General features: G+C 74.7%; 11 protein-coding genes. All 11 read left to right on the forward strand.

From position 1 onward, the window contains the following. The 11 genes from carA to ACFYWL_RS26715 all read left to right on the forward strand — a co-directional run bounded on the left by carA (position 1) and on the right by ACFYWL_RS26715 (position 13,853). Complete coding sequence (gene carA, locus ACFYWL_RS26665) at positions 1–1,230, forward strand: glutamine-hydrolyzing carbamoyl-phosphate synthase small subunit (protein WP_386977950.1); 1,230 nt, start codon at positions 1–3, stop codon at positions 1,228–1,230. Beyond that, positions 1,223–4,627, forward strand: a complete 3,405-nt coding sequence (gene carB / locus ACFYWL_RS26670) for a carbamoyl-phosphate synthase large subunit (protein ID WP_386977954.1) — start codon at positions 1,223–1,225, stop codon at positions 4,625–4,627. The genes carA and carB overlap by 8 nt, the downstream gene beginning before the upstream one ends. A gap of 25 nt (positions 4,628–4,652) precedes the next feature. Beyond that, positions 4,653–5,699, forward strand: a complete 1,047-nt coding sequence (locus ACFYWL_RS26675; RefSeq protein WP_386977957.1) for a quinone-dependent dihydroorotate dehydrogenase — start codon at positions 4,653–4,655, stop codon at positions 5,697–5,699. A 49-nt stretch (positions 5,700–5,748) separates the two neighbouring features. Next, positions 5,749–7,023 (forward strand): adenosylmethionine--8-amino-7-oxononanoate transaminase, encoded by a 1,275-nt coding sequence (locus ACFYWL_RS26680; RefSeq protein ID WP_386977959.1) that lies wholly within the window; start codon positions 5,749–5,751, stop codon positions 7,021–7,023. Between the two features lie 99 nt (positions 7,024–7,122). Then, positions 7,123–7,959, forward strand: coding sequence for an orotidine-5'-phosphate decarboxylase (pyrF, locus tag ACFYWL_RS26685; RefSeq protein WP_386977962.1), 837 nt, complete (start codon positions 7,123–7,125; stop codon positions 7,957–7,959). 179 nt (positions 7,960–8,138) lie between these two features. Beyond that, a complete protein-coding gene (mihF, locus tag ACFYWL_RS26690; protein WP_007075824.1) occupies positions 8,139–8,456 on the forward strand; it encodes an integration host factor, actinobacterial type in 318 nt (105 codons plus the stop codon). 49 nt (positions 8,457–8,505) lie between these two features. Beyond that, the gene (locus ACFYWL_RS26695) at positions 8,506–9,039 is read left to right on the forward strand and encodes a guanylate kinase (protein WP_386977965.1); all 534 of its coding nucleotides are present in this window, start codon (positions 8,506–8,508) and stop codon (positions 9,037–9,039) included. Positions 9,040–9,118: 79 nt separating this feature from the next. Continuing rightward, complete coding sequence (gene rpoZ / locus ACFYWL_RS26700; RefSeq protein ID WP_007075826.1) at positions 9,119–9,382, forward strand: DNA-directed RNA polymerase subunit omega; 264 nt, start codon at positions 9,119–9,121, stop codon at positions 9,380–9,382. A gap of 15 nt (positions 9,383–9,397) precedes the next feature. Continuing rightward, complete coding sequence (gene coaBC / locus ACFYWL_RS26705; protein WP_386977969.1) at positions 9,398–10,615, forward strand: bifunctional phosphopantothenoylcysteine decarboxylase/phosphopantothenate--cysteine ligase CoaBC; 1,218 nt, start codon at positions 9,398–9,400, stop codon at positions 10,613–10,615. Positions 10,616–10,689: 74 nt separating this feature from the next. Continuing rightward, positions 10,690–11,883 (forward strand): methionine adenosyltransferase, encoded by a 1,194-nt coding sequence (metK, locus tag ACFYWL_RS26710; RefSeq protein ID WP_386977972.1) that lies wholly within the window; start codon positions 10,690–10,692, stop codon positions 11,881–11,883. After that, the gene (locus ACFYWL_RS26715; protein WP_386978124.1) at positions 11,880–13,853 is read left to right on the forward strand and encodes a primosomal protein N'; all 1,974 of its coding nucleotides are present in this window, start codon (positions 11,880–11,882) and stop codon (positions 13,851–13,853) included. The genes metK and ACFYWL_RS26715 overlap by 4 nt, the downstream gene beginning before the upstream one ends. Positions 13,854–13,911 lie beyond the last annotated feature (58 nt).

Raw genomic sequence — 13,911 nt, forward strand, 5'->3', positions numbered from 1 at the left:
ATGGAGAAGCGCAGGAGCGCGATCCTGGTGCTGGAGGACGGGCGCACGTTCCACGGCGAGGCGTACGGCAGCGTCGGCGAGACGTTCGGCGAGGCGGTCTTCAACACCGGCATGACCGGCTACCAGGAGACCCTGACCGACCCGTCCTACCACCGGCAGGTGGTGGTGCAGACCGCCCCGCACATCGGCAACACCGGCGTCAACGCCGAGGACGACGAGTCCGCCCGGATCTGGGTCGCCGGCTACGTGGTGCGCGACCCGGCCCGGGTCGCCTCGAACTGGCGGTCCACCGGCGCGCTGGCCGACCGGCTCGCCGCCGAGGGCGTGGTCGGCATCAGCGGCGTGGACACCCGGGCGCTGACCCGGCACCTGCGTGAGCGCGGCGCGATGCGGGTCGGCATCTCCAGCGTCGACGACGACCCGCGCGCCCTGCTGGCCCGGGTCCGCCAGTCGCCGCAGATGGTCGGCGCGGACCTCTCCGCCGAGGTGAGCACCGCGCAGCCGTACGTCGTCGCGGCCGAGGGCACGCACCGGTTCACGGTGGCCGCCCTGGACCTGGGCATCAAGCGCAACGTGCCGCGCCGGCTCGCCGCGCGCGGCGTCACCACCCACGTGCTGCCCGCCGGGTCGAGCATCGACGACCTGCTCGCCACCGGCGCGGACGCCGTCTTCTTCTCGCCCGGCCCGGGCGACCCGGCGACCGCCGACGGCCCGGTGGGGCTGGCCCGGGAGGTGCTGACCCGGCGGATCCCGCTGTTCGGCATCTGCTTCGGCAGCCAGATCCTCGGCCGGGCGCTGGGCTTCGGCACCTACAAGCTCGGCTACGGCCACCGGGGCATCAACCAGCCGGTGCTCGACCGGGCCACCGGCAAGGTCGAGGTGACCAGCCACAACCACGGCTTCGCGGTCGCCTGGCCGGGCCGCGAACAGGGGCGGAGCGCCGTGCAGGCGCCGGGCGCGCAGGCCGGCGCGGTCGTGCCCGACCAGGTGATCGACACCGAGTTCGGCGGCGTCGAGGTGTCGCACGTCTGCCTCAACGACAACGTGGTCGAGGGGCTGCGGGCGCTCGACGTGCCCGCCTTCACCGTTCAGTACCACCCGGAGGCGGCGGCCGGCCCGCACGACGCGGACTACCTGTTCGACCGCTTCGCCGAGCTGATCGAGGGCCGTGCCCCCGACCAGCGGCCCAGCGAGGGCCGGACCCACAGCGAGGGGCGCGCGCATGCCTAAGCGGACCGATCTCAAGCACATCATGGTGATCGGCTCGGGGCCGATCGTCATCGGGCAGGCCTGCGAGTTCGACTACTCCGGCACCCAGGCGTGCCGGGTGCTGCGCAGCGAGGGGATCCGGGTCAGCCTGGTCAACTCCAACCCGGCGACGATCATGACCGACCCGGAGTTCGCCGACGCCACGTACGTCGAGCCGATCACCCCGGAGTTCGTCGAGCTGGTCATCGCCAAGGAGCGCCCCGACGCGCTGCTGCCCACCCTCGGCGGGCAGACCGCGCTGAACACGGCGGTCGCCCTGCACTCGGCGGGCGTTTTGGACAAGTACGGCGTCGAGCTGATCGGCGCGAACATCGAGGCCATCAACCGGGGCGAGGACCGGCAGCTGTTCAAGGACATCGTCGCCAAGGCCGGCGTACGCCTGGGGTGGGACGACCCGGCCTCGCTGGTGCCGCGGTCGCGGGTCTGCCACTCGATGGCCGAGGTCCGCGAGACGGTCGCCGAGCTGGGCCTGCCGGTGGTCATCCGGCCGTCGTTCACCATGGGCGGCCTCGGCTCCGGCATGGCGCACACCGACGAGGACCTGGAGCGCATCGCCGGCGCGGGCCTGGCCGCCAGCCCGGTGCACGAGGTGCTCATCGAGGAGAGCGTGCTCGGCTGGAAGGAGTACGAGCTCGAACTGATGCGCGACCGTCACGACAACGTGGTGGTCGTCTGCTCGATCGAGAACGTCGACCCGATGGGCGTGCACACCGGCGACAGCGTGACGGTGGCCCCGGCGATGACGCTGACCGACCGGGAGTACCAGCGGCTGCGCGACCTCGGCATCGCGGTGCTGCGCGAGGTCGGGGTGGACACCGGCGGCTGCAACATCCAGTTCGCGGTGAACCCGGCCGACGGCCGGATCGTGGTGATCGAGATGAACCCCCGGGTGTCGCGCTCGTCGGCCCTGGCGTCGAAGGCGACCGGCTTCCCGATCGCGAAGATCGCGGCGAAGCTGGCCATCGGCTACACCCTCGACGAGATCCCCAACGACATCACGTTGAAGACCCCGGCGGCGTTCGAGCCGACCCTGGACTACGTGGTGGTGAAGATCCCCCGGTTCGCGTTCGAGAAGTTCCCCGGCGCGGACCCGGAGCTGACCACCACCATGAAGTCGGTGGGCGAGGCGATGAGCCTCGGGCGCAACTTCACCGAGGCGCTGAACAAGGCGATGCGCTCGATGGAAACCAAGTCCGCCGGGTTCTGGACCGTCCCCGACCCGGAGGGCGCGACGAAGGAGAACACGCTCGCCGCGCTGGGCACGCCGCACGACGGCCGGCTCTACACCGTCGAGCGGGCGCTGCGGCTCGGCGCGTCGGTCGCGGAGGTCTCCGCCGCGTCCGGCGGGATGGATCCGTGGTTCCTGGACCAGATCGCCGCCCTGGTGGAGCTGCGCGCGGAGATCGTCGCCGCCCCGGTGCTCGACGCGGACCTGCTGCGCCACGCCAAGCGGGCCGGCCTGTCCGACCGGCAGCTCGCCGCGCTGCGCCCCGAGCTGGCCGCCGAGGACGGGGTACGCACCCTGCGCCACCGGCTCGGCGTCCGCCCCGTCTACAAGACCGTGGACACCTGCGCCGCCGAGTTCGAGGCGACCACGCCCTACCACTACTCGACGTACGACTCGGAGACCGAGGTCGCGCCGTCGGCCCGGCCCAAGGTGATCATCCTGGGCTCGGGGCCGAACCGGATCGGCCAGGGCATCGAGTTCGACTACTCGTGCGTGCACGCCGTCCAGGCGCTGCGCGCCGCGCCCGTCGGCCCGGCCGCCGGCGGTGGCGGCCACGACACTGCCGGTGGTGGCGCTGGCGGCTACGAGACCGTCATGGTCAACTGCAACCCGGAGACCGTGTCGACGGACTACGACACCGCCGACCGGCTCTACTTCGAGCCGCTGACCTTCGAGGACGTCCTGGAGGTCTGGCACGCCGAGGACTCGTCCGGCAGGGCTGCCGGCGGGCCGGGCGTGGTCGGGGTGGTTGTGCAGCTCGGCGGGCAGACCCCGCTGGGCCTGGCGCAGCGGCTGAAGAACGCGGGCGTGCCGATCGTCGGCACCTCCCCGGAGTCGATCCACCTGGCCGAGGAGCGCGGCGCGTTCGGCGCGGTGCTGGCCCGGGCCGGGCTGCGCGCCCCGGCGCACGGCATGGCCACCTCCTACGAGGAGGCGAAGGCGATCGCCGCCGAGATCGGCTATCCGGTGCTGGTGCGCCCCTCGTACGTGCTCGGCGGGCGGGGCATGGAGATCGTCTACGACGACCCGACGCTGCGCGACTACATCGGGCGGGCCACCGACATCTCCCCGGACCACCCGGTGCTGGTGGACCGGTTCCTCGACGACGCCATCGAGATCGACGTGGACGCCCTCTGCGACGCCGACGGCGAGGTCTACCTCGGCGGGGTGATGGAGCACATCGAGGAGGCCGGCATCCACTCCGGCGACTCGTCCTGCGTGCTGCCGCCGATGACGCTGGCCGGCTCGCACCTGGCGCAGGTGCGCCGCTACACCGAGGCCATCGCCCGGGGCGTGGGGGTGCGCGGCCTGCTCAACGTCCAGTACGCCCTCAAGGACGACGTGCTGTACGTGCTGGAGGCCAACCCCCGCGCGTCGCGGACGGTGCCGTTCGTGTCGAAGGCGACGGCGGTGCCGCTGGCCAAGGCGGCGGCCCGGATCGCGCTCGGCGCGACGATCGCCGAGCTGCGCGCCGAGGGGCTGCTCCCGCCGACGGGTGACGGCGGCACGATGCCGGCCGACGCGCCGATCGCGGTGAAGGAGGCGGTGCTGCCGTTCAAGCGGTTCCGCACCCCGGCCGGCAAGGGCGTGGACTCGCTGCTGGGCCCGGAGATGAAGTCCACCGGCGAGGTGATGGGCATCGACACCAAGTTCGGGCACGCCTTCGCCAAGAGCCAGTCCGCCGCGTACGGATCGCTGCCGACGTCCGGCCGGATCTTCGTCTCGGTGGCCAACCGGGACAAGCGCGGCATGATCTTCCCGATCAAGCGCCTGGCCGACCTGGGCTTCGAGATCGTGGCGACCGCCGGCACGGCGGAGGTGCTGCGCCGGCACGGCATCGCCTGCGAGCAGATCCGCAAGCACTACGAGGCCGGGGCGGGCGCCGACGCGGTGTCGATGATCCTCGCCGGGGACGTGGCGCTGGTGGTGAACACGCCGCAGGGCTCCGGGGCGAGCGCCCGCTCCGACGGCTACGAGATCCGCAGCGCGGCCGTGACGGCCGACATCCCGTGCATCACCACGGTGCCCGGCGCGGCGGCGGCGGTGATGGGCATCGAGGCCCGTATCCGCGGCGACATGACCGTGCGTCCCCTCCAGGACCTGCACGCCACCCTGCGGGCGGGCGAGTGATCGCCGACGGACCCGGGGGCGTCCGGTGATCTTCGAGCGGGTGGTGCGGCCCGGCCTGTTCCGCCTCGGCGGCGGCGACGCCGAGGCCGCCCACGAGTGGACGCTGCGCCGGCTGGCCGCCGTGTCGCGGTCGCCGGTGGCGCTCGCCGCGCTGCGGGCCCGCTACGCCGTGCGGGCGCCCCGGACGGTGTTCGGGGTGGACTTCCCGAACCCGGTGGGGCTGGCCGCCGGGATGGACAAGGACGGCGCGGCGCTGCCGGCGTGGCCGGCGCTGGGCTTCGGCTTCGTCGAGGTCGGCACGGTCACCGCGCACGCCCAGCCGGGCAATCCCCGGCCCCGGCTGTTCCGGCTGCGCGACAGCGAGGCCGTGGTCAACCGAATGGGGTTCAACAACGCCGGGGCGCGGGCCCTGGCGGACCGGCTGGCGGCGTTGCCCCGCCCGGTCGGCGCGCCCCTGGGGATCTCGCTCGGCAAGTCCAAGGTGACCCCGCTGGACGAGGCCGTGGAGGACTACCTCGCCTCCTACCGGGCGCTGCGCGACCACGGCGACTACTTCGCCGTCAACGTCTCCTCGCCCAACACCCCGGGCCTGCGCTCGCTGCAGGACCGCGCCCACCTGGACGCGCTGCTGACAGCCCTGGCAGGGGAGAAGCCGGTGCTGGTGAAGATCGCCCCGGACCTGACCGAGCCGGCGATCGCCGAGCTGCTGGAGGTCTGCCTCGACCGGGGGGCGGCCGGGCTGATCGCCACCAACACCACCCTGGCCCGCGACGGGCTCGCCCCCGCCGACCGGGAGCGCGGCGGGCAGGCGGGCGGCCTGTCGGGGCGTCCGCTGGCCGCGCGTGCCCGCGCGGTGGTCTCCTTCGTCCACCGGGAGACCGGCGGGCGGCTGCCGGTGATCGGGGTGGGCGGCATCGTCGACCCCGACGACGCCGCGCGCATGTTCGACGCCGGGGCGGCCCTGGTGCAGCTCTACACCGGCTTCATCTACCGGGGCCCCGCCCTCGTCCGCGCCGCCGTCCGGGCCGGCCGGCCGACGCCCGCGCCCGTGCCGTCGGGCGGCCGGTCGTGACCGGGGAGCCGGCCACAGCGGGTCCCGCCGGGGGCCGGAGGGGGCGCGGGTGACGCCGGAGGAGATCCTCGCCGCCGACCGGGAGCACGTGTGGCACCCGTACGCGCCGCTGCCCCCCGCGACGCCCCCGTACGTGGTGGCGGGCGCGCGGGGGGTGCGGCTGCGGCTGGCCGACGGGCGGGAGCTGGTGGACGGGATGTCGTCGTGGTGGGCGGCGATCCACGGCTACCGGCACCCGGTGCTGGACGCGGCGGTGGTCGACCAGCTCGGCCGGATGAGCCACGTGATGTTCGGCGGGCTCACCCACGAGCCGGCCGTGCGCCTGGCGCAGACGCTGGTCGAGCTGGCCCCGGAGGGGCTGGAGCGGGTCTTCCTGTGCGACTCGGGCTCGGTGAGCGTCGAGGTGGCGGTAAAGATGTGCCTGCAGTACCAGCGGGCGCTCGGGCGGCCGGAGCGCCGGCGGCTGGGCACCTGGCGGGGCGGCTACCACGGCGACACGTTCCACCCGATGAGCGTCTGCGATCCCGAGGGCGGCATGCACCACCTGTGGGGCGACGTGCTGCCCCGGCAGGTCTTCGCGCCCGTGCCGCCGGCCGGCTTCGACACCCCGCCCGACCCGGCGTACTGCGCGGCGCTGGTCGACGCGGTGGCGCGGCACGCGCACGAGCTGGCCGCCGTGGTCGTGGAGCCGGTGGTCCAGGGCGCGGGCGGGATGCGCTTCCACCACCCGCACTACCTGCGGGTGCTGCGCGAGGTGACCCGCGCCCACGGGGTGCTGCTGGTCTTCGACGAGATCGCCACCGGCTTCGGCCGCACCGGCACGATGTTCGCCGCCGAGCACGCCGGGGTGAGCCCCGACGTCCTCTGTGTCGGCAAGGCGCTCACCGGCGGCTACCTGACGCTGGCCGCCGCGCTGTGCACGGCGGAGGTGGCGGCGGGCATCTCCCGCGACGGGGTGCTCGCGCACGGGCCCACGTTCATGGCCAACCCGCTCGCCTGTGCGGTCGCGAACGCCTCCATCGGCCTGCTGCGGGCCGGAGACTGGGCGGCCGAGGTGTCGAGGGTGGGCGCGGCCCTGCGGGCCGGCCTGGAGCCGCTGCGGGGCGCCCCCGGCGTGGCGGACGTGCGGGTGCTGGGCGCGATCGGGGTGGTCCAGCTCGACCACGAGGTGGACGTGGCGCGGGCGACGGCCGCGGCGGTGGACCGGGGGGTGTGGCTGCGGCCGTTCCGCGACCTGGTCTACGCCATGCCGCCGTACGTCGCCGACGACGCGGACGTGGCCCGGATCGCCGCCGGGATGGCCGCCGCCGCGGCGGCCGGCTGACCGGTGCCCCCTCGCGGGTGGCCGCGTGAGCGCGATCGGATAGGCATGGCGGGCCGGCGGACGCCGGACGCCCGGAGGAGTCGAGAGGAAGAGGCGCGGATGGAGAGCTTCGGTGACCGGTTGCACCGGGCGGTGGCGCAGCGCGGTCCGCTCTGCGTGGGCATCGACCCGCACCCGGGGCTGCTGACCCGCTGGGGGCTGACGGACGACGTCGACGGTCTGGAGCGGTTCTGCCGCACGGTGGTGGAGGCCCTAGGCGACCGGGTCGCGGTGGTCAAGCCCCAGTCTGCGTTCTTCGAGCGCTTCGGAGCGCGGGGCGTGGCGGTGCTAGAGTCAACTATCCGACAGTTGCGGGATTCTGGCTCGCTCGTTCTGCTGGACGTCAAGCGCGGAGACATCGGCTCCACCGTCGCCGCGTACGCCTCCGCGTACCTCGATCCATCCAGCCCGCTGTATGTCGACGCGGTCACCGCGAGCCCCTACCTGGGAGTAATGTCGCTGGCCCCGATGTTCGAGCTCGCCGCCACGCACGGCGGCGGGGTGTTCGTCCTGGCGCTCACCTCCAACCCCGAGGGTGCCGCCGTGCAGCGCGCCCGCAGCGCCGACGGGCGCACCGTCGCGCAGGCGGTGATCGACGAGATTGCCCAGCTCAACCGGGGTGCGCAGACGATGGGCAGCTTCGGTCTGGTGGTCGGGGCGACCATCGGCGACACCGGCCACGACCTGTCGGTGGTGCGGGGCCCGCTGCTCGCCCCGGGGCTCGGCGCGCAGGGCGCCACGGCCGCCGACCTACGGACCGTGTTCGGCGCGAGCCTGCCGTGGGTCCTGCCGTCGTACTCCCGCGAGGTGCTGCACGCCGGGCCCGACGTGGCCGCCCTGCGGGCCGCCGCACAGCGGGCCCTGGCCGACTGCCGGGCGGCCCTCGGCGGCTCCTGACTGAGTGAAGGCTCGGTCATTTTGCCGTGGTCGTGGCGTGCCCACGTTGCCGAATGCGTCCGCGACCGCTAGTTTTCCCCGCGCTGGGAACCACGGACCCCTTTGGTTTCCGGCGACTCCACGTTTCACATCTGCGGCGTGGCGTCCCGCCCGTCGCGACAAGGACCTGAGGAGAACTGGTGCCCCTCCCGTCACTTACCCCCGAGCAGCGCGCAGCTGCGCTCGAGAAGGCCGCGGAGATCCGCAAGGCCCGTGCTGAGCTGAAGGAGCAGCTCAAGCAGGGCAAGACCACCCTCGCCGCGGTTCTGGAGCGGGCCGAGGGCGACGACGTCGTCGGCAAGCTCAAGGTCTCGGCCGTCCTGCAGGCGATGCCGGGGATCGGCAAGATCCGGGCGACCCAGATCATGGAGAAGCTGAAGATCGCCGACAGCCGTCGCCTGCGTGGCCTGGGCGAGCAGCAGCGCAAGGCGCTGCTCGGCGAGTTCGCCGCCAACTGAGCCCGGCGGTTCGCCGCCGGCCGCGCACGGCGCCGTGTAGAAACGAGCCGTGAGCACGGATGACGAGGCGCGCCCGGCGGCTCGGCTCACCGTCCTGACCGGTCCCTCCGGGGCCGGGGTGGGCAGTGTCGTCGAGCCGTTCCGGGCGCGTTTTCCGTCGGTCTGGATCCCGGTGCCGGCCACCACCCGGCCCCGCCGAGCGGGCGAGGTGGACGGCGTCGACCGGGTCTTCCTCGCCCCGGCGGAGTTCGACCGGCTGGTCGCCGCGGGCGGGCTGCTGGAGTGGGCCCGCATCGGGCCGTACGACCGCGGCACCCCGGCCGCGCCGGTGTCCGAGCGGCTCGCCGCCGGCCGGCCGGTGCTGCTCCCGCTCGACCTGCCCGGCGCGCTCGCCGTCCGCGCGGCGCGCCCCGACGCCCGGCTGGTCCTGCTCGCCCCGCCCGGCTGGCGGCCGGAGGCGGTCGGCCCGGCCGGCGACGCGCACGTCGTGGCGCACGACCGCACCGAGCGGGCGGTGGATGAGCTGGTAGGCTTGTTCGGTTCTTCCCATCTGGCTCCGGCCCGACCGCGGCGGAGCGGCTGAGTGACCGCACCAACCGCGTCCGCGTGGTTGGCCAGACGAACCGCGTCCGCGCGGTGACGACAGACGCAGAGGTTATTTCGTGGGATCCATCGCCAACCCCGAGGGCATCACCAACCCGCCGATCGACGAGCTGCTCGAGAAGACGACGTCGAAGTACGCCCTGGTGATCTTCGCTGCCAAGCGCGCCCGCCAGGTCAACGCCTACTACAGCCAGCTCGGCGAGGGCCTGCTGGAGTACGTCGGCCCGCTCGTGGAGACCACTCCCCAGGAGAAGCCCCTCTCCATCGCCATGCGCGAGATCAACGCGGGCCTGCTCACCGCCGAGCCGACCGACCAGCCGTAACCGCGCCCCGCGCCGATGTCCGCCGAGATCGTCCTCGGGGTCGGCGGCGGCATCGCCGCCTACAAGGCGTGTGAGCTGCTGCGGCTCTTCACCGAGTCGGGCCACCGGGTCCGCGTGGTGCCCACCGCGTCGGCGCTCCGCTTCGTCGGGGCGCCGACCTGGGCCGCCCTGTCCGGCCAGCCGGTCGCCGACGACGTCTGGGCCGACGTGCACGAGGTCCCACACGTCCGGCTCGGCCAGCGGGCCGACCTGGTGGTGGTCGCCCCGGCCACGGCCGACCTGCTCGCCAGGGCGGCCCACGGCCTCGCCGACGACCTGCTCACCAACACCCTGCTCACCGCCCGGTGCCCGGTGCTGCTCGCCCCGGCGATGCACACCGAGATGTGGGAGCATCCCGCCACCGTGGCCAACGTCGCCACGCTGCGCTCCCGGGGCGTCCGCGTCATCGAGCCCGCCGTCGGCCGGCTCACCGGCGTCGACACCGGCAAGGGCCGGCTGCCCGACCCGGCGGAGATCTTCGCCGTCGCGCGGCGGACCCTCGCTCGCGGCCCGCACGCCCCGGCCGACCTCGCCGGCCGGCACGTGGTGGTGACCGCGGGCGGCACCCGCGAGCCGCTCGACCCGGTCCGGTTCCTCGGCAACCGCTCCTCCGGCAAGCAGGGCTACGCCTTCGCCCGGTCGGCGGTCGCCCGGGGCGCCCGGGTCACCCTCATCGCCGCCAACGTGGCGCTCGCCGACCCGGCCGGCGTGGACCTGGTGCGCGTCGGCACCACCGAGGAGCTGCGCGCGGCCACGCTTCGTGCGGCGGCCGGCGCGGACGCCGTCGTGATGGCCGCCGCGCCCGCGGATTTCCGGCCGGCCACCTACACGTCGGCCAAAATGAAGAAAACAGACGCCGGGGCACCTACGATCGAGCTCGTCACCAACCCGGACATCGCCGCCGAGCTGGGCCGGCAACGCCGACCGGAGCAGGTGCTGGTGGTGTTCGCCGCGGAGACCAACGACGCGGAGGCCAACGGCCGGGCCAAGCTCGCCCGCAAGCGGGCCGACCTCATCGTCATCAACGAGGTCGGGCCGGACAAGGTCTTCGGCGCCGAGACCAACGCGGCGACCGTCATCGGCGCGGACGGCTCGGTGCACCCGATGGCCGAACAGTCCAAGGAGGAGCTGGCCGACGGCGTCTGGGACCTCGTCGTGGCGCGCTGGCCATCTTCCCGAGGAGTGACGGGGTAGCGACCGTTCCAGCGCGCGTTTAGCCCGGGTGACTACACTTCCGCGGAACGACTTTTCCATAACTTAGGAGTGCCGTGACACGCCGCCTCTTCACGTCCGAATCGGTCACGGAAGGCCACCCGGACAAGATCGCCGACCAGATCAGCGACGGCATTCTCGACGCACTGCTGGCTCAGGACGCGCACAGCCGCGTCGCCGTCGAGACCCTGATCACCACCGGCCAGGTGCACGTGGCCGGCGAGGTGACCACCAAGGCGTACGCCGACATCCCGACCATCGTGCGGGAGACGATCCTCGACATCGGCTACGACTCGTCGAAGAAGGGCTTTGACGGCGCGTCCTGCGGCGTCAGCGTCTCCATCGGCGCCCAGTCCCCGGACATCGCGCAGGGCGTCGACAACGCGATGGAGCTGCGCACCGGCTCGTCGGAGAGCGCGCTGGACGCCCAGGGCGCCGGCGACCAGGGCATGATGTTCGGGTTCGCCTGCTCCGAGACGCCCGAGCTGATGCCGCTGCCGATCGCCCTGGCGCACCGGCTCGCCCGCCGGCTCACCGCGGTCCGCAAGGACGGCACGATCCCCTACCTGCGGCCGGACGGCAAGACCCAGGTCACCATCGAGTACGAGGGGCTGCGCCCGGTCCGGCTGAACACGGTCGTCGTGTCCAGCCAGCACGCGGCCGACATCTCGCTGGACTCGCTGCTCACCCCGGACGTGCGCGACCACGTCATCGCGCCGGAGCTGGAGAGCCTCGGCCTGGATACCGACGGCTACCGGCTGCTGGTCAACCCGACCGGGCGGTTCGAGATCGGCGGCCCGATGGGCGACGCCGGCCTCACCGGCCGGAAGATCATCGTCGACACCTACGGCGGGTACGCCCGGCACGGCGGCGGCGCGTTCTCCGGCAAGGATCCGTCCAAGGTGGACCGCTCGGCGGCGTACGCGATGCGCTGGGTGGCCAAGAACGTGGTGGCCGCCGGCCTCGCCGAGCGCTGCGAGGCGCAGGTCGCGTACGCGATCGGCAAGGCGCACCCGGTGAGCCTGTTCATCGAGACGTTCGGCACCGAGACCGTACCGGTCGCCTCGATCGAGAAGGCCGTGAACGAGGTCTTCGACCTCCGCCCGGCCGCCATCATCCGGGACCTGCACCTGCTGCGCCCGATCTACCGGCAGACCGCGGCGTACGGCCACTTCGGCCGGGAACTGCCCGAGCTGACCTGGGAGAGCACCGACCGGGCCGCCGACCTCAAGTCGGCCGCGGGAGCCTGACCGGCAACACGCGCCGCGACCGGCGACCCGCCGACGGGTCGCCGGTCGCTCGCGTCTGCGTCGACGTGCCCCTGGCCCACCTCGACCGCCCCTTCGACTACCTGGTTCCCGCCGAGCTGGCCGACACCGCGGTCCCCGGCACCCGGGTGAAGGTGCGCTTCGCCGGCCAGCTCGTCGACGGCTGGCTGCTGGAACGGGCCGACGACTCGGGGCACACCGGCAAGCTGGCGTACCTCGACCGGCTCGTCTCTCCGGAGCCGGTGCTGGCCGGCGAGATCGCCGAACTGGCCCGGGCCGTCGCCGACCGGTACGCCGGCAGCCTCGCCGACGTGCTCCGGCTGGCCGTGCCGCCCCGGCACGCCCGGGTGGAGAAGGAGCCGCACGCCCCGCCTGCGCCGCCCGCGCCCCTCGCCCCGCCGGAGGCGGCCGGCTGGCGGGCGTACCCGGCCGGGCCGGCGTTCCTGCGCGCGCTGGCCGAGGGCCGGCCCGCCCGGGCGGTCTGGTCCGCGCTGCCCGGGGAGGACTGGCCCGCCCGGTACGCCGAGGCGGTCGCCGCGACCGTGGCCGGCGGGCGGGGCGCGGTGGTGGTCGTGCCCGACGCCCGGGACCTCGACCGCCTCGACGCGGCGCTGGCCGCCGCCCTCGGCCCCGGGCGGCACGTCGCCCTCTCCGCCGCCGCCGGCCCCGCCCGCCGGTACCGCGCCTTCCTGGCCGCCCGGCGCGGGGACGTGCCGGTCGTCATCGGCACCCGCGCGGCGATGTTCGCCCCGGTGGCCCGGCTCGGCCTGGTCGCCATCGTCGATGACGGCGACGACCTGCACGCCGAGCCGCGCGCCCCCTACCCGCACGCCCGCGAGGTGCTGCTCACCCGCGCCCGGCTCGCCGACGCGGCGGCCCTGGTCGGCGGGTACGCCCGCAGCGCCGAGGCGCAGCTGCTGGTGGAGACCGGCTGGGCGCGGGAGGTGGTCGCCGACCGGGCCACCGTGCGGGCGCGTACCCCCGCCGTCGCGCCGACCGGGGACGACCCGCAGCTGGCCCGCGACCCCGGCGCGGCGACGGCCCGGCTGCCCAGCCTGGCCTGGGCCGCCGCCCGGGACGCGCTCGGCGGCGACGCGCCGGTGCTGGTCCAGGTGCCCCGGCGCGGCTACCTGCCGTCGATCTCCTGCGCGGACTGCCGCACCCCGGCCCGCTGCCCGCACTGCGCCGGCCCGCTCGCCCTGCCGTCGGCGCGGGGGGCCCCGGCCTGCCGCTGGTGTGGCCGCATCGCCGCCGCGTACGCCTGCCCGGAGTGCGGCGGCCGGCGGCTGCGCGCGGCCGTCACCGGCGCCCGGCGCACCGCCGAGGAGCTGGGCCGGGCCTTCCCCGGGGTGCCGGTGCGCACCTCCGGCCGGGAGGAGGTGCTCACCGCCGTGCCCGGCGGCGCCGGCCTCGTGGTGGCCACCCCGGGGGCCGAGCCGGTCGCCGACGGCGGCTACGGCGCGGTGCTGCTGCTCGACTCGTGGGCCCTGCTCACCCGGGCCGACCTGCGGGCCGGCGAGGAGGCGCTGCGCCGCTGGCTGGCCGCCGCCGCGCTGGCCCGGCCCGCGGCGGCCGGCGGCCGGGTGGTGGTGGTCGCCGACGGGGCCCTCGCGCCGGTGCAGGCGCTGCTGCGCTGGGACGCCGCCTGGTTCGCCGCCCGGGAGCTGGCCGAGCGCCGCGAGCTGGGGTTCCCGCCGGCGGTGCGGATGGCCAGCGTCACCGGCCAGGCCGACGCGGTGGCCGACCTGCTGGCCGCGGCCCGGCTGCCCGAGGCGGCCGAGGTGCTGGGCCCGGTGCCCGCCGACGGCGAGAAGGAGCGGATGCTGGTCCGGGTGCCCCGGGCCCGGGCGGCGGCCCTCGCCGAGGCGCTGCACGCCGCCGCCGGGGCGCGCACGCTCCGTAAGGCCACCGATCCGGTCCGCGTCCAGATCGACCCTCTTTCGCTGTTCTAGGGGATCGGAGTGGCGGTCACGATCCGTGGTCGCCGGTGCGTGATAGCATCGCCCGTCA

Source organism: Micromonospora sp. NPDC002575, from assembly GCF_042889525.1.
Taxonomy (GTDB): Bacteria; Actinomycetota; Actinomycetes; order Mycobacteriales; family Micromonosporaceae; genus Micromonospora; species Micromonospora carbonacea.